The organism is Thermomonospora echinospora, from assembly GCF_900108175.1.
GTDB classification, from domain to species: domain Bacteria; phylum Actinomycetota; class Actinomycetes; order Streptosporangiales; family Streptosporangiaceae; genus Thermomonospora; species Thermomonospora echinospora.
On sequence record NZ_FNVO01000002.1, the window covers coordinates 190371 to 205868 of the forward strand.

Annotated in this window: 14 protein-coding genes; 7 read left to right on the forward strand and 7 right to left on the reverse strand. The window is 71.4% G+C overall.

The genetic code is table 11. The features are described 5' to 3' along the window. Nucleotides 1-53 precede the first annotated feature (53 nt). From C4U03_RS05000 to C4U03_RS05020, 6 genes are all read right to left on the reverse strand, one after another. Complete coding sequence (locus C4U03_RS05000; RefSeq protein WP_235017653.1) at nucleotides 54-1091, reverse strand: ABC transporter permease; 1038 nt, start codon at nucleotides 1089-1091, stop codon at nucleotides 54-56. Continuing rightward, nucleotides 1088-1234: a hypothetical protein gene (locus C4U03_RS40280; RefSeq protein WP_160146909.1), complete on the reverse strand. Its 147-nt coding sequence runs from the start codon at nucleotides 1232-1234 to the stop codon at nucleotides 1088-1090. The genes C4U03_RS05000 and C4U03_RS40280 overlap by 4 nt, the downstream gene beginning before the upstream one ends. A gap of 64 nt (nucleotides 1235-1298) precedes the next feature. Continuing rightward, nucleotides 1299-2486, reverse strand: coding sequence for an ROK family transcriptional regulator (locus C4U03_RS05005; RefSeq protein WP_200827056.1), 1188 nt, complete (start codon nucleotides 2484-2486; stop codon nucleotides 1299-1301). Between the two features lie 179 nt (nucleotides 2487-2665). Further along, complete coding sequence (locus C4U03_RS05010) at nucleotides 2666-3391, reverse strand: tyrosine-protein phosphatase (protein ID WP_160146910.1); 726 nt, start codon at nucleotides 3389-3391, stop codon at nucleotides 2666-2668. Nucleotides 3392-3476: 85 nt separating this feature from the next. Further along, nucleotides 3477-4289, reverse strand: coding sequence for an enoyl-CoA hydratase/isomerase family protein (locus C4U03_RS05015; protein WP_103936465.1), 813 nt, complete (start codon nucleotides 4287-4289; stop codon nucleotides 3477-3479). Between the two features lie 5 nt (nucleotides 4290-4294). Beyond that, nucleotides 4295-5194, reverse strand: coding sequence for an SDR family oxidoreductase (locus C4U03_RS05020; RefSeq protein ID WP_103936466.1), 900 nt, complete (start codon nucleotides 5192-5194; stop codon nucleotides 4295-4297). Nucleotides 5195-5475: 281 nt separating this feature from the next. On the opposite strand from C4U03_RS05020, the gene C4U03_RS05025 reads away from it, so the two are divergent. The 7 genes from C4U03_RS05025 to C4U03_RS05060 all read left to right on the forward strand — a co-directional run bounded on the left by C4U03_RS05025 (nucleotide 5476) and on the right by C4U03_RS05060 (nucleotide 14380). After that, on the forward strand, nucleotides 5476-6528 hold the full coding sequence (locus C4U03_RS05025; RefSeq protein ID WP_103936467.1) for an NAD(P)H-dependent amine dehydrogenase family protein: 1053 nt from the start codon (nucleotides 5476-5478) through the stop codon (nucleotides 6526-6528). 68 nt (nucleotides 6529-6596) lie between these two features. Beyond that, on the forward strand, nucleotides 6597-7505 hold the full coding sequence (locus C4U03_RS05030) for a glutathione S-transferase family protein (RefSeq protein ID WP_103936930.1): 909 nt from the start codon (nucleotides 6597-6599) through the stop codon (nucleotides 7503-7505). Nucleotides 7506-7590: 85 nt separating this feature from the next. Further along, nucleotides 7591-8259, forward strand: coding sequence for an AIM24 family protein (locus C4U03_RS05035; RefSeq protein ID WP_103936468.1), 669 nt, complete (start codon nucleotides 7591-7593; stop codon nucleotides 8257-8259). Between the two features lie 376 nt (nucleotides 8260-8635). Next, nucleotides 8636-12370, forward strand: coding sequence for a multifunctional oxoglutarate decarboxylase/oxoglutarate dehydrogenase thiamine pyrophosphate-binding subunit/dihydrolipoyllysine-residue succinyltransferase subunit (locus C4U03_RS05045; RefSeq protein ID WP_103936470.1), 3735 nt, complete (start codon nucleotides 8636-8638; stop codon nucleotides 12368-12370). 148 nt (nucleotides 12371-12518) lie between these two features. Beyond that, nucleotides 12519-12698, forward strand: coding sequence for a DUF6104 family protein (locus C4U03_RS05050; RefSeq protein ID WP_103936471.1), 180 nt, complete (start codon nucleotides 12519-12521; stop codon nucleotides 12696-12698). 129 nt (nucleotides 12699-12827) lie between these two features. Further along, a complete protein-coding gene (locus C4U03_RS05055; protein WP_103936472.1) occupies nucleotides 12828-13655 on the forward strand; it encodes a DUF4097 family beta strand repeat-containing protein in 828 nt (275 codons plus the stop codon). Beyond that, a complete protein-coding gene (locus C4U03_RS05060; protein ID WP_103936473.1) occupies nucleotides 13652-14380 on the forward strand; it encodes a PadR family transcriptional regulator in 729 nt (242 codons plus the stop codon). The genes C4U03_RS05055 and C4U03_RS05060 overlap by 4 nt, the downstream gene beginning before the upstream one ends. Before the next feature lie 119 nt (nucleotides 14381-14499). Here the strand turns inward: C4U03_RS05060 and C4U03_RS05065 are convergent, their stop codons facing one another. Further along, nucleotides 14500-15468 carry a zinc-binding dehydrogenase gene (locus C4U03_RS05065; RefSeq protein ID WP_103936474.1) on the reverse strand — a complete coding sequence of 323 codons (969 nt, stop codon included), beginning with the start codon at nucleotides 15466-15468 and terminating at the stop codon, nucleotides 14500-14502. Between the last annotated feature and the right edge of the window lie 30 nt (nucleotides 15469-15498).

The window sequence follows — 15498 nt, forward strand, 5'->3', positions numbered from 1 at the left end:
GGTCGGGACGAGAAGCGGCGCGGCGCGCCGTTCCCTGGGGGTAGGAGGACAGGTCAGGTGGGGGTTCGCAGGCCGCGCCGCTGCAGCAGCACGGCGATCACGATGATCACTCCCTTGGCGATGAGCTGGTCGCTGGTGTCCAGGCCGTTGAGGATGAACAGGTTGGTGATCACGGTGAAGATCAGCAGACCGAGGATGGAGCCGATGATGGTGCCCCGCCCGCCGGTCAGCAGGGTGCCACCGATGATCACCGCGGCGATGGCGTCGAGCTCGTACAGGTCCCCGTGGGTGGAGGAGCCGGTGGTGGTGCGGGCCATGATGATGATCGCGGCGATCCCGCAGCACAGCCCGGACAGCGTGTACAGCAGCAGGGTGTGCCGCCGTACGTCGATGCCGGCCAGCCGGGCGGCTTCGGGGTTGCCGCCGACCGCGAAGGTGCGGCGGCCGAACGTGGTGCGGTTGAGCAGCACCCAGCCGGCCGCCACGACCGCGGCGAAGATGTAGACGAGCAGGGGCAGGCCCAGCACCTTCGTGGTGGACAGCGCCATGATCGCGTCGTTCTCGGGGCGGACCAGCTGGGTCCGGCGGTCCGACATCCGCTGCGCCAACCCGCGCGCGGCGACCAGCATGGCCAGCGTGGCGATGAACGGCACCATCCGGCCGTAGGAGATCAGCAGCCCGTTGACCAGCCCGGCCCCGGCGCCGACCAGGATCGCGCACAGCGCCATCACCACCGGCCCATAGGACTGGGTGGCCACCGTGGTCGCCCACACCGAGGCCAGCGCCATGATCGCGCCCACCGACAGGTCGATGCCGCCACCGATGATCACAAAGGTCATGCCGACCGTGATCACCCCGATGGTGGCCGCCAGCGCCAGGATGGAGACCAGATTGCCGGTGGTGGCGAAGTTGTCCGGCTTGGTGATCACGCCGACCAGCACCAGCAGCAGCAGCGCCGCCACCAGCCCGGCGTGCCGGACGCCCGCCGCCCCCGCGCCCGCCAGGCCCGGCGCCGGCCACGGCCACCGGCCTCCGGCGGCCCGGCCGCCGGGGGGATCGTCCACCGGCGGCCGCTCGCTCACGTCCTTCACCGCAGGCCCCCTTCCATGATCGGCTTGATCATGCCGGGCTCGCCCATCACGATCGCCCGGGCGTCGTGGGTGAGCGCGCGGACGCCGGGGAGCCGCTTGGCGATCCCGCGCATCGGCGGCGGGGACGGGCCGGGTGGACTCATGGTGCCTCCTGGGGTGCCGCCCGTCGGCCGGGGGGAGGAGCGCTGGAGGAGTACGGTGCGGAGGTCAGGCGGGTGAGAAGACGTGGTCGCTGATGAGCCGGGTCGCCCCGACGACCCCGGCGGTGTCCCCGAGTTCGGACAGCACGATGGGCAGGTTGCCGGTCGCCAGCGGCGGCGAGCGGCGGTAGACGACGCTGCGGACCTCCGCCAGCAGCGCGTGGCCGAGCCTGGCCACCCCGCCAGCGATGATCACCAGCCCCGGGTTGAAGAAGCTGACCAGGCCGGCCAGCACCTGGCCGACCCGGTGGCCGCCCTCGCGGATCAGCCGCACCGCGGCCGGGTCGCCGGCGGCCGCCGCGGCGGCCACGTCGGCGGCGGTGACGTCCCCGGTGGCCGCCAGCCGCTCGGCCAGGAGGGCCGAGTGCCCGGCGCGCGCCACCGCCAGCGCGTCGCGGGCCAGCGCGGCGCCGCCGAAGTAGGCCTCCAGACAGCCGGTGTTGCCGCAGGCGCACAGCGGGCCGTCGTCGTCGACCCGGATGTGCCCGATGTCGCCGGCGCCGCCGGAGACCCCGCGGTAGATGCCGCCGCCCACCACGATCCCGCAGCCGATCCCGGTGCCGATCTTGACCAGCAGGAAGTCGTCCACCGAGCGGGCCATCCCGCCGTGCAGCTCGCCCAGCGCCATGATGTTGACGTCGTTGTCCACCAGCACCGGGCAGCCCAGTTCCCGGCCGATGGCCTCGCGGACGGGGAACCGGTCCCAGCCCGGCATGATCGGCGGCGCCACCGGGATGCCCTCGCGGAAGCTGACCGGCCCCGGCACCCCGATGCCCGCCCCGTGCACCTGCGGCAGCAACCCGTCGTCGCGCAGCTTGCCGAGCAGTTCCAGCGCCCGTTCCAGCACGGCGGGGGCGCCCAGCCGCACGTCGCAGGGCTCGGACACGTGTCCGAGCACCTCCAGCCGGCCGTTGGTGACGGCCACGTCGATCGAGGTCGCCCCGATGTCGAACGCCACGAAGCGCAGCCGTGGCGAGAGCCGTACCACGGCGGAGCGGCGGCCGCCCCGCGAGGCGGCCAGCCCGGCGGGCTCGACGAGGCCCAGCTCCACCAGCCGGTCGAGTTCGAGGGCGAGCTTGGAGCGCGACAGCCGCACCATCTCGCCCAGTTCGGCCCGGGACCGGGGGCCCTCGTCGCGCAGCAGGTGCAGCAGGCGTGACTGGTGCAGGTTCTCGGGCCGCGCCGTCATCCGCATCACGCCGTTCCCTTCCTGGACCGGCTCGCGCCGATTCTGAGGTCGGTTGGCGTGAACGTACCTACTTTCGCCCGGCTTGAGAAGGCCTTTTCTTTGGACCGTTCGGACTTTCCCCACTCACAGAACAAAGCCGGACACAAGCCGTGCCCGGCTGCTCGGCCAGCGACAAGGGAGCGGGCTCAGGAGGTGACGAGGGAGGCACGCAGCCGGTCGAGCACGTCCTCGCCGACGCCCACGGCGCCCAGCAGCCCGCGCAGGTCGCCGTGCCGGGAACGCAGGTCGCCGAGCAGTTCCCGCATCGTGTCGCCCTGCGCGGTCATCGCGTCCCGGGGCACGTAGGCGTAGCTGTTCTCGTAGGCCGGGTGCCGCCGCAGCCGCGTGCCGATGCGCTGGAGGTTGCGGCCGGTCATCGCATAGTCGGCGATGATGTCCTCGTCATCCACGCCCAGCGCCCCCAGCACGGCGGCGCTCAGCATGCCGGTACGGTCCTTGCCCGCCGCGCAGTGGAAGACCACTGCGCCGGGGGCGTGCGCGATCGCGGTCACCGCGTCGGCCAGCGCGGTGCCGCAGGTCTCCAGGATCCGGGCGTACCTCCCGGCCAGGGACAGCGAGGTGTCCGCCATGACGGTCAGGTTTCCCTGGTTGATGATGGGGGCCCGTACGAAGGAGACCGCGCCGGCGAGCGGGTGCGCCCCCTCGCCGTCGTGCTCGCGCTCGTACTCCGAGCGCAGGTCGATCACGGTGGTCACGCCGAGGTCGGCCAGGCGCGCCGCGTCCTCCGGGGTCAGCTCGTGCAGGGCGTCGCTACGGAAGAGCGTGCGCCAGCGCACATGACCGCCCTCGGCCCGGTACCCCCCGACGTCCCGGAAGTTGACACAGCCTTCCAGCACGATCTCCCGCTCCACGGCGCTCCTCTCCCCGGCCGGTTCGGCCATCGAACGGTTCGACCACCGAACGGTAGCGCCGGCCCGTGACGGACCGGCGCCCCGCTCATCGGTTCCGGAACTCCGGCGGCCGTCCGGCCAGCGTGGCGGTCATGCCCTCGGCAAGGTCCTCGGTGAAGAAGGCCAGCGTCTGGATCCCGGTCTCGGCGACCAGCTGCTGCCGCAGCCCCGGCGCGTCCAGGGAGGCGTTCAGCAGTTCCTTGGTGCGCCGCAGGCCGTAGGGGGAGCGCCGCAGCAGCTCCCCGGCCAGCGCCAGCGCCGCCGCCAGGTCCCCGCCCTCCTCGGCCATCTCGGTGATCAGGCCGAGCTCACGGGCCTCCTCGGCCCGCAGCCGCCTGGCCCGGTAGAGCAGGTCGGCCGCCTTCGCCGGGCCCACCAGCCGGGGCAGCAGCCAGGACAGCCCGCAGTCCCCGCCGGACAGGCCCAGGTCGGTGAACGGCAGCACGAACCGGGTGGTGGGGTCGGCGACCCGCAGGTCGCAGGCCAGCGCCCAGGACACGCCCATGCCCGCGACCGGCCCGTGCAGCGCGGCGATCACCGGCTGCGGGATCTCCCGCAGCCGCGCGGTCACCTCGCCGCCCCCGGCGATGCCCCGGTAGAGCCGCTGTGCCCGGCCCTCGGCGTCCGGCTCGGCCGTGCCGGGCCCGTCGTCCCGGATGTCCATCCCGGAGCAGAATCCGCGGCCCGCGCCGGTGAGTACCACCACATGGGTCCGCGGATCCCGCATCAGCCCGTTCAGGACGTCCACCATTTCCTCGCTGACCGCGGCGCTGACCGCGTTCAGCCGCTCCGGCCGGTTCAGGGTGATCACCAGCACCCCGTCCCGCCGGTCCAGCAGCAGGTGCCCTCCCTCGGCCATGACGGCTACTGCAGGGCCTGCATCAGCGGGGCCATCTGCTCCATCGGATTCCGAGGGACGATGAACGGCTCCTCGGCGTTGATCTGCTCCCAGTTGGCCGCCACGTCCTCGACGGTCAGGCCGTCCTTCTTGGTCCAGCCCGGCCCCTCGGCGACGATGATCCGGGCGATCCGGCCGCCACCGACGGTGTAGACCTCGCCGCTGGACGGGTTGTCCTCGTGCACCAGGTAGGCCACCAGCGGGGTGACCTTGTCCACGCTGAGCACCTCGGCGGACTCGGCCGGCAGCAGGTCCTCGGTCATCCGGGTCCAGGCGACCGGGGCGATGGCGTTGGCCTTGATGTCGTACTTGGCGCCCTCGTGGGCCAGCGTCTTGGTGAAGCCGACCAGGCCCATCTTGGCGGTGGAGTAGTTGGCCTGGCCGAAGTTGCCGAACAGGCCCGCCGGGGAGGAGGTGTTGACGATCCGGCCGTAGCCCTGCTCGCGCAGGTGCGGCCAGGCCGCGTTGGAGACCAGGAACGAGCCGCGCAGGTGCACGGCGATGACCGTGTCCCACTCCTCGACGGTCATGTTCTTGAACGACTTGTCCCGCAGGATGCCCGCGTTGTTGACGACGATGTCGAGCTTGCCGAACGTCTCCAGCGCGGCCTGCACGATCGCCTGGGCGCCCTCGGGGGTGGCCACGTTGTCGGGGCTGGCCACCGCCTCGCCGCCGTTCTTGACGATCTCGTCGACGACCTGCTGGGCCGGGCCGCTGGACACCCCGCTCCCGGACCGGTCCCCGCCCAGGTCGTTGACCACGACCTTGGCGCCGCGCGCGGCCAGTTCCAGCGCGTGCCGGCGGCCGAGGCCGTGCCCCGCACCGGTGACGACCGCGACCCGCCCATCGAAGCGCAGTTCCGACATCCTGTCTCCTCACGTCAGCCGACTGTCCCGTTCGCCCGGGGGGCGCCCCTGGACGGGGACGGACGACCCTCGCTCCGTCGCCCGCTCCCCTAGATAACCATCCGGGGGTTACCCAGTGGTACCACCCAACCGAATCTCGCTCGGATTCACCCCCCGGGCAATGGCCGGCCCGCCCGGCGCCCGGGCATGGGCGTGGATATGTCAATCCGACGATTTCTCCGGTGTGCTGCAGGTAGTCTCCAACCTCCTGCTTTCTCTCCGTCCCACCCCACGGAGGTCGTATGGAGCCCTACCGCGTCGTGCAGTGGGCAACGGGTGCGCTCGGCCGCAGCGCCATCCGGGCCGTCCTAGAGCGTCCCGACATGATGCTGGTCGGCGCGCGGGTGTACGACACGGGCAAGGCCGGCGTCGACGCCGCCGAGCTGGCCGGCCGGCCGCCGATCGGCGTGCCCGCCACCGCGGACCCCGCCGAGATCCTGGCGCTGGACGCCGACTGCGTGATCTACGCCCCGGCGGCCGGGGTGTTCTCCCGGCGCGACGGGGTGGAGACCGTCTGCCAACTGCTGGCCTCGGGCAAGAACGTGATCTGCATGTCCGGCCTGGTCTACCCGCAGGCGCACGGCCCCGACCTGGTCGCCGAACTGGACCGGGCGTGCAAGGCCGGCCACTCCTCGGTGCACGGTACCGGGGTCAACCCCGGCTTCATGGCCGACCTGATGCCGATGCTGCTGTCGCGGCTGTCCCGGCAGATCAGCAGCGTCTACTCGCGGGAGTGCTCGGACTTCTCCGGTCACCCCTCATGGCGGCTGGTGCACCGGATGGTGGGCTTCGGCAAGACCGAGGAGGAGTACCTGGCCGGCCTGCGGGACGCCCGGGTCTATATGCGGGCGACGTTCACCGAGAGCATGCACATGGTCGCCGCCGCGCTCGGGGTCACGCTGGACGAGATCGACTGCGACGTCGCCCACCGCATGGCGTCCGAAGGCTTCGACATCGCCGCCGGGCACATCCCCAAGGGCACGGTCGCCGCCGCCCGCTGGACCTTCAACGGGCTGGTCGGCGGCCGCCCGTTCGTGACGGCCGAGGCCATCTACAAGGCCGATGCCACCCGCGCCCCCGACTGGGGCGACCCCGGCTACGCGGTACGGGTGCAGGGACGGCCCTCGATCACGCTGGCCACCGACGTGGACTGGGTCTCCAACGGCATCTCGGCCGCCGCCGCGCACGCCGTCAACGCGGTGCCGGCGGTCTGCGAGGCCGAGCCCGGCATCCGCACCTACCTGGACCTGCCGATGATCGCCGGCCGGGCCGCGACGCCGTACCGTCCGGGCTGAGCCCCGCCGTACCGGGCCGCATAGGCTGGCGGCGGGTGCCGCGCCGACGGGAGGAGACCACCGTGGACATGCTGAACCCGGTCGCGGGGCGGTTCGTCCGCCAGGCCAACCGCTTCACCGAGAAGATCACCGCGGACGGCGCCGAGGGGCTGCCCGCCGAGCCCGGCCGCTACCGGCTGTTCGTCTCCTACGCCTGCCCCTGGGCGCACCGGACGCTGATCGTCCGGCACCTGCTGGGCCTGCAGGACGTCATCGACGTCGCCGTGGTCGACCCCGTCCGCGACGAGGCGGGCTGGCGGATCCCCGGCGGCGACCCGGTCACCGGGGCCACCTACCTGTCGGAGCTGTACCTGGCCACCGACCCGTCCTTCGAGGGCCGCTACACGGTGCCGTGCATCTGGGACACCGTCACCCGGCGGCTGGTCACCAACGACTTCCCGGCCATCACCACGATGATGGAGACCGAGTTCACCGCCTTCCACCGCGCGGGCGCGCCCGACCTGTACCCGGCCGAGCTGCGGCCGGAGATCGACGAGATCAACGCGCTGGTCTACGACACCGTCAACAACGGCGTCTACAAGGCCGGGTTCGCCCGCGAGCAGGGCCCCTACGAGGAGGCCTTCGACCAGTTGTTCGCCACGCTGGACACGCTGGAGGACCGGCTGTCCCGGCAGCGCTACCTGGTCGGCGGGCAGCTCACCGAGGCCGACATCCGGCTCTACCCGACCCTGGTGCGGTTCGACTCGGTCTACCACGGCCACTTCAAGTGCAACCTGAGGCGGCTGGTCGACTACCCGCACCTGTGGGCCTACACCCGCGACCTGTACTCGCGGCCGGCCTTCCACGAGACCACCGACTTCGACCACATCAAGCGCCACTACTACATGACGCATCCGCACATCAACCCCAGCCGGATCGTCCCCAAGGGACCGCTGCTGGACTGGACCGCCCCGCACGGCCGCGATCGCCTCGACTGACCGGATCCCGCCGGAACCCGTGGCTATGCTGGCGCCTCTCACCTAGGAACGAACCGCACAGACCACACGAGAGGCTCCCGACCACATGCGCAGCCCGTTCTTCGGCAACATGGAGCAGGCCCAGCTCCCCGGGCACTTCGCCCTGCAGAACTCCAAGATGCTCCGCGTCCACCTCAACGGGGACGTGCTGGCCCGGCAGGGGTCGATGGTGGCCTTCCAGGGCCAGATGGACTTCGACTACGAGGGGTCCGGCGGCGTCGGGCGCTTCCTGAAGAAGGCGCTGACCGGCGAGGGCGTGCCGACCATGCGGGTCAAGGGGCAGGGCCTGCTGTTCCTGGCCCACGACGCCGACGACATCCACCTGTTCTACCTGGAGAACGAGACCCTCACCGTCAACGGCGCCAACATCCTGGCCTGGGACGCGCACCTGCAGTCCGACATCCAGCGGGTGCAGGGTGCCGGCATCGCGGCCGGCGGGCTGTTCAACACCACCCTGTCGGGCACCGGCTGGGTCGCGATCACCGCGCACGGCACTCCGGTCATGCTGGACACCGGCCGCGCCCCGACGTTCGTGGACGGCCAGTCGGCGATCTGCTGGAGTGCCGGGCTGCACGTCGGCGTCAACCGTACGATCAAGGCGGGCGCGCTGATCGGGCGCGGCAGCGGCGAGGCGATGCAGCTGGCCTTCCAGGGCCAGGGCTTCGTGCTGGTGCAGGCCAGCGAGGGCCCGACCGTCCCCACCCATACCCACTGACCTCGCACTTATTGGAACCATACCCACTGACCTCACACTTACTGGAACCACACCCACTGACCTCACACTTACTGACCTCGCACCCACCGACGTCACTTCCACCGAGCCCGCGCCCGTGGAGGCGCAGCCGCCGGGCCGGTGCCGGACGGTGGGGCGGGGCCGGTGAACGGTCAGTTCGGCGGGGTGGGCGGAATATCCACCGCCCCGCCGATGTTGATGATCTTGTTGAAAGCCCGGTCCGGCCGGACGGCATCGCCCATAATCGGGCGGCAGCGGCCGATGGCGGCCCTGACTGCCGCCCTGCGGGCCTGGGACGAGTAGCCTTGTCTCGATTCAGATACAACTTGCGAGCTGCGGAAGAGGGGCGATCCCCGCCGTGTCGACAGAGTCGTCGCGTACCAGTGCCGACCCAAGGACCACAGACTTCGGTGCCAACGAGTGGCTGGTCGACGAGCTGTACCACAAGTACCTCGAAGACCCCAACTCCGTTGACCAGGCCTGGTGGAACTTCTTCGCCGACTACCAGCCGGGTTCCCGGCCGTCCGCGCCACAGGGCGCCGAGACGGCCGCCCCGGCGGGCGGGCCGGGCGCCAACGGTGCCGTCGTGACCCCCGCCGCACCCCCGGCCGGTGACGGCCAGGCCGCCGCCCCCCCGGCCCCGGCGCCCGCGAAGGCCCCCAAGCCCGAGAAGGCCGCCAAGGCCGAGAAGCCCGCCGTCAAGGCCAAGCCGGCCGGCCCGGCGGTCCCGGCCGGCGCCGAGGAGGTCAGGCTGAGGGGGGTGGCCGCGCGCACGGTCGCCAACATGGAGGCCAGCCTGGAGGTGCCCACCGCCACCAGCGTCCGCGCGGTGCCGGCCAAGCTGTTGATCGACAACCGCATCGTCATCAACAACCACCTCAAGCGCGGCCGCGGCGGCAAGGTGTCGTTCACCCACCTGCTGGGCTTCGCCATCGTGCGGGCGCTGCGGGCGATGCCGGAGATGAACTACAGCTACGCCGAGGTCGACGGCAAGCCGGCGCTGGTCAAGCCTGAGCACGTCAACCTGGGCCTGGCCATCGACCTCAAGAAAGACGACGGCCAGCGCCAGCTGGTGGTGCCCTCCATCAAGGCCGCCGAGACCCTCGACTTCCGCCAGTTCTGGGCGGCCTACGAGGAGATCGTCCGCAAGGCCCGCGGCAACAAGCTGACCCTGGAGGACTTCCAGGGCACCACGATCAGCCTGACCAACCCGGGCACCATCGGCACCGTCCACTCGGTGCCGCGGCTGATGCCGGGGCAGGGCACGATCATCGGCGCCGGCGCGATGGAGTACCCGGCCGAGTTCGCCGGGGCCTCGGCCGAGACGCTGTCGCGGATGGGGATCAGCAAGGTGATGACGCTGACCTCCACCTACGACCACCGCATCATCCAGGGCGCCCAGTCCGGCGACTTCCTGCGCCGCATCCACCAGCTACTGCTGGGCGAGGACGGCTTCTACGACGAGATCTTCGAGGCGCTGCGCATCCCGTACGAGCCGGTGCGCTGGGTGCAGGACATCTCCGCCAGCCACGACGAGGACGTCGCCAAGATCGCCCGGGTGCACGAGCTGATCCACGCCTACCGGGTCCGCGGCCATCTGATGGCCGACACCGACCCGCTGGAGTACCGCCAGCGCCGCCACCCCGACCTGGACATCCTCAAGCACGGCCTGACCCTGTGGGACCTGGAGCGCGAGTTCGCCACCGGCGGCTTCGGCGGCCAGCCCAAGATGAAGCTGCGCGACATCCTGGGCGTGCTGCGCGGCTCGTACTGCCGCACCGTCGGCATCGAGTACATGCACATCCAGGACCCCGAGGAGCGCGCCTGGATCCAGGAGCGCGTCGAGGTCCCGCACGACAAGCCCACCCGCTCCGAGCAGCTGCACATCCTGCGGCGGCTCAACAGCGCCGAGGCGTTCGAGACGTTCCTGCAGACCAAGTTCGTCGGGCAGAAGCGGTTCTCGCTGGAGGGCGGCGAGTCGCTGATCCCGCTGCTGGACTCGGTGATCAGCGCGGCGGCCGGCTCGCACCTGGACGAGGTCGTCATCGGGATGGCGCACCGCGGCCGGCTCAATGTGCTGGCCAACATCGTCGGCAAGTCGTACGCACAGATCTTCGGCGAGTTCGAGGGCAACCTCGACCCGCGCAGCGCCCAGGGCTCCGGTGACGTCAAGTACCACCTCGGCGCCGAGGGTGACTTCGTGGCCGCCGACGGCTCCAAGATCCGTACCTCGCTGGTGGCCAACCCCTCCCACCTGGAGGCGGTCAACCCGGTACTGGAGGGCGTGGTCCGCGCCAAGCAGGACATCCTGGACGTCGGTGAGGCGGGCTTCACCGTGCTGCCGGTGCTGATCCACGGCGACGCCGCGTTCGCCGGGCAGGGCGTGGTCGCCGAGACGCTGAACCTGTCGCAGCTGCGCGGCTACCGCACCGGCGGCACCGTGCACATCGTGGTCAACAACCAGGTGGGCTTCACCACCGCGCCGGAGTACTCGCGCTCCAGCGTCTACGCCACCGACGTGGCCCGGATGATCCAGGCCCCGATCTTCCATGTCAACGGCGACGACCCCGAGGCCTGCGCCCGGGTGGCCCGGTTCGCGTTCGAGTACCGGCAGGCGTTCAAGAAGGACGTCGTCATCGACATGATCTGCTACCGGCGGCGGGGGCACAACGAGTCCGACAACCCCTCGTTCACCCAGCCGCTGATGTACGACCTGATCGACGCCAAGCGCTCGGTGCGCAAGCTGTACACCGAGGCGCTGATCGGCCGGGGCGACATCACGGTGGAGGAGGCCGAGTCGGCGCTGCGCGACTACCAGGAGCAGCTCGAGCGGGCCTTCACCGAGACCCGCGAGGCGCTGGCCCGCCCGGCCGAGCCGGGCTCGGTGGTCAAGCCCGGCGACCAGGACCGCATCCCGATCGACCACGGCTCGGCCGGTACGGCGATCCCCGTCGAGACCGTCAAGCGGATCATCGAGACCCAGGTCAGCCTGCCCGAGGGCTTCACCGTGCACCCGCGGCTGCAGCCGATCCTGCAGCGCCGCGCCCAGATGATCACCGACGACGCGGTCGACTGGGCCACCGGCGAGTTGCTGGCGTTCGGCTCGCTGCTGGTCGACGGGCACCCGGTGCGGCTGGTCGGCCAGGACTCCCGGCGCGGCACGTTCGGCCAGCGGCACGCGGTGCTGGTGGACCGCCGGACCGGCGAGGAGCACACCCCGCTCAAGCAGTTCGGCCAGGGCGTGTCGAAGTTCTACGTGCACGACTCGCTGCTCAGCGAGTTCGCCGCGATGGGCTTCGAGTACGGCTACTCGCTGACCCGCCCGGACGCGCTGGTGTGCTGGGAGGCCCAGTTCGGCGACTTCGTCAACGGCGCCCAGTCGATCATCGACGAGTTCATCTCCTCCGGTGAGCAGAAGTGGGGCCAGCGCTCGTCGGTGACGCTGCTGCTGCCGCACGGCTACGAGGGCCAGGGCCCGGACCACTCCTCGGCCCGCATCGAGCGGTTCCTGCAGCTGTGCGCCCAGGACAACATGACGGTGGTCTACCCGACCACCGCGGCCAACTACTTCCACCTGCTGCGCTGGCAGGTGCTGTCGGACCGCCGCAAGCCGCTGGTCGTGTTCACCCCCAAGTCGCTGCTGCGGCACAAGGGCGCGGCCTCCCCGGTCGAGGAGATCACCTCCGGCGCCTTCCGCCCGGTCATCGCCGAGCAGGGCGCGATCGAGCCGTCCGGTGTCCGGCGGGTCCTGATCACCACCGGCAAGATCTACTACGACGTGGTGGCCGCTCGGGACGCCAAGGGCGCCACCGACACCGCGGTGATCCGGCTGGAGCGCCTGTACCCGCTGCCGATCGACGAGCTGAAGGCGGAGCTGGCCAAGTACCCGGCCGACGCCGAGCTGGTGGTGGTGCAGGACGAGCCGGCCAACCAGGGCGCCTGGCCCTACCTGGCGATCACGCTGCCGGGGCTGCTGGACGGCCGCGCGCTGGGCCGGGCCTCCCGCCCGGCCAGCTCCTCGCCGGCGGTGGGCTCGGCCAAGAAGCACGCCGTCGAGCAGGAGGCCCTGCTGACGCAGCTCTTCGGGGAGTGACCCGCTCGTCCGGGGACGCCCCGGACGAGCCCGCCCCCCGAAAGCCCGCCGGACGGACCGTTGTGGCGAGGGCCCCGGAGACAACCCTCCGGGGCCCTCGCCCGTGTTGCCGGTGGACGTTCACCGGCAGACTGGAGGAGAGGCGCACGTGTACTTCACCGACCGTGGGATCGAGGAGCTCGCGGAACGGCGCGGCGCGGAGGAGGTCAGCCTGCACTGGGTGGCCGAGCGGCTGCGCGAGTTCGTGGACCTGAACCCGGAATTCGAGACGCCGGTCGAGCGGCTGGCCACCTGGCTGGCCCGGCTGGACGACGACGAGGAGGACTGAGCCCGCCGGCCCCGGGACAGCCCGGACATCCAGATACGACATGTCTTGACTTTTCCCGAACGCGACATATCGTGTTAATCACGGCAGGTCGTCATCCCGGTACGACGCCCGCACGAAAGGCAGCACCCGATGTCGCGTTGGACGATCGACGGAACGGCGAGCCTGGAGTTCGACGGCGTGGTGGCGCTCAAGGCCACCCTGGTCGCTGGCAGCATCAGCGTGCTGGCCTCCACGGACAAGCCGTCGGTGCTGATCGGGGAGGTCTCCGGCCCGCCCCTGCTGGTCAGCCATGAGGCGGGCATGCTCACCGTGACCCACGAGCGGCTCCTGGAGGGGGTGCTCGGCTGGCTGCGCAACCAGCAGGCCCGCGCCACCGTCACGGTGACCGTCCCGCCCGACTGCCCCGTCCAGCTCAACCTGGTCTCCGCGGACGCGGTCGTCGCCGGGCTGTCGGCCCGCACCTCCATCAAGAGCGCGGCGGGCGACGTCACCCTGGACGGCGTGACCGGCCACATCGACGCCAACACCGTCTCCGGCCAGATCGAGGCGCAGGGCCTGGACGGCGCGGTGGAGTTCACCTCCGTCTCCGGCGACCTGGCGCTGGCCGGCGGCTCCCTGGACCGGCTGGGCGCCCGTACCGTGAGCGGCCGGATCGCCGCCGACGTGGCGCTGGTCGGCGACCGTGCCCTGACCGTCACCACAGTGTCGGGCGAGGTGGCGCTGCGGCTGCCGGAGTCCACCTCGGCCGAGGTCCAGCTCAGCTCGGCGGCCGGCCGGATCGACACCTCGTTCCCCGGCCTGCGGCGCCAGGACCGCGCCGTGGCCAGGAACATGACCGGCACGCTGGGAACCGGCACCGGGCACCTGACCGTCAACACCGTGTCGGGCAGCGTCACCCTGCTCAGCAGGCCCGATGACGACCTGACCGACGCCCGCCCGGGAGTGGAGGATAAGTGAGTCCCGTCTTCGGCCACGGCCGCCTGCGTCTCTACCTGCTCAAGCTGCTGGAGGAGAGTCCGCGGCACGGCTACGAGGTGATCCGGCTGTTGCAGGACCGCTTCCTCGGCGTCTACTCCCCCTCCCCCGGCACCATCTACCCGCGGCTGGCCCGGCTGGAGGCCGAGGGCCTGGTCACCCACGAGGTGGTCAAGGGCAAGAAGGTCTACTCGCTCACCGACAAGGGCCGGGCCGAGCTGGAGCGCCGGATGGACGAGCTGGCCGAGTTGGAGGAGGAGATCTCCGCCTCCGCCCAGCAGTTCGCCCGCGAGGTCCAGCAGGACGTCCGGCAGACCGTACGGTCGCTGCGCGAGGAGCTGACCCAGGCGGCCCGCGAGATGCGCGAGCAGGGCCGCTCCGCCTCCAAGGATGCCTGGAAGGGGACCAAGGAGCGGCAGAAGGACGAATGGCGCCGCCAGAAGGAGTACTGGCGCGAGCAGCGGCAGGCATGGAAGGAGGAGTGGCGGCAGAACTGGGACGACGCCTGGCGCACCGCCACCGGCACTTCCGAGGACATCGCCCGCGTCAAGCTGGAGCGCGCGCTGCGCAAGTTCGTGGAGAACGTCCGCAAGACCGCCCAGCACGCCGGGCTAACCGAGGCGGACCTGGCGGCGGTCCAGTCACTGCTGGACGAGACCGCCACCCGCATCCACGCCGAGATCCTCGACCGCGACCACCGCCGCTGACCCGCTGGCCACACGCCTTCGCCAGGCCTCGTGACCGCACCATCCGCGCCGATCTTGACGTTATGGTCGTCTGAACGCGGTTCAGAGTGCAGTAACGTCAAGATCGGCGGGGATACGGGTCAGCAGGTGAAGACGACCTTGCCGAAGAGGTCGCCCTCGGCCATCGCGGCGAAGCCCTCGCGGGCCTCGGTCAGCGGCAGGGTCCGGTCGATCCGCGGCCGGGTGCCGGTGACGGCCAGGAAGCGGGCCAGCCGGACCAGCTGGTCCCGGGTGCCCATCGTGGAACCGACCACCGACAGCTGCAGGAAGAACACCCGGTTCAGCTCGGCGCCGGGCATCTGCCCGGTGGTGGCGCCGCAGGTCACGATGCGCCCGCCGGGCCGCAGCGACTTCACCGAGTGCGCCCAGGTGGCCTGGCCCACGGTCTCCATCACCGCGTCCACCCGCTCCGGCAGCCGGGCGCCGCTGTCGAAGGCGGCCTGCGCGCCCAGCTCCAGCGCCCGCTCGCGCTTGGCCTCGCTGCGGCTGGTGGCCCACATCCGGTAACCGGCGGCCGAGCCGAGCGCCAGCAGCGCCGTCGCCACCCCGCCCCCGGCGCCCTGCACCAGGATGGTCGAGCCGGGCTGCACGCCGGACTTGTCGAACAGCATCCGGTAGGCCGTCAGCCAGGCGGTCGGCAGGCAGGCCGCCTCCTCGAACGACAGCTCCTGCGGCTTGGGCACCAGGTTGCGGCGCGGCACCGCCACCTTCTCGGCGAACGTGCCGTCATAACGCTCCGACAGCAGCGAGCGCTTGGGGTCCAGGGTCTCGTCACCGCCGCCCCGGTCCGGGTCGCCGATCACCGCGTGCACGATGACCTCGTTGCCGTCTTCGTCCACCCCGGCCGCGTCACAGCCCAGGATCATCGGCAGCTGCTCCTCGCGCAGCCCCACCCCGCGCAGCGACCACAGGTCGTGATGGTTGAGGGCGGCGGCCTTCACCGTAACGGTCGTCCAGCCCTCCGGCACCTCGGGCTCGGGCCGCTCCCCGAGCTCCAGTCCGTTCAGGGGGTCATCGGCATCGAAACGCACAGCGCTGACAGCAAACATGCGCTCACCCTAGAACGCCGCCGGCCCGTA

Coding starts and splice junctions, on each gene's coding strand:
- C4U03_RS40280 (WP_160146909.1), bottom strand. CDS start 1,234: ATGAGTCCACCCGGCCCGTCCCCGCCGCCGATGCGCGGGATCGCCAAG.
- C4U03_RS05005 (WP_200827056.1), bottom strand. CDS start 2,486: ATGCGGATGACGGCGCGGCCCGAGAACCTGCACCAGTCACGCCTGCTG.
- C4U03_RS05015 (WP_103936465.1), bottom strand. CDS start 4,289: ATGGCCGAGGGAGGGCACCTGCTGCTGGACCGGCGGGACGGGGTGCTG.
- C4U03_RS05020 (WP_103936466.1), bottom strand. CDS start 5,194: ATGTCGGAACTGCGCTTCGATGGGCGGGTCGCGGTCGTCACCGGTGCG.
- C4U03_RS05025 (WP_103936467.1), top strand. CDS start 5,476: ATGGAGCCCTACCGCGTCGTGCAGTGGGCAACGGGTGCGCTCGGCCGC.
- C4U03_RS05030 (WP_103936930.1), top strand. CDS start 6,597: ATGCTGAACCCGGTCGCGGGGCGGTTCGTCCGCCAGGCCAACCGCTTC.
- C4U03_RS05035 (WP_103936468.1), top strand. CDS start 7,591: ATGCGCAGCCCGTTCTTCGGCAACATGGAGCAGGCCCAGCTCCCCGGG.
- C4U03_RS05055 (WP_103936472.1), top strand. CDS start 12,828: ATGTCGCGTTGGACGATCGACGGAACGGCGAGCCTGGAGTTCGACGGC.
- C4U03_RS05065 (WP_103936474.1), bottom strand. CDS start 15,468: ATGTTTGCTGTCAGCGCTGTGCGTTTCGATGCCGATGACCCCCTGAAC.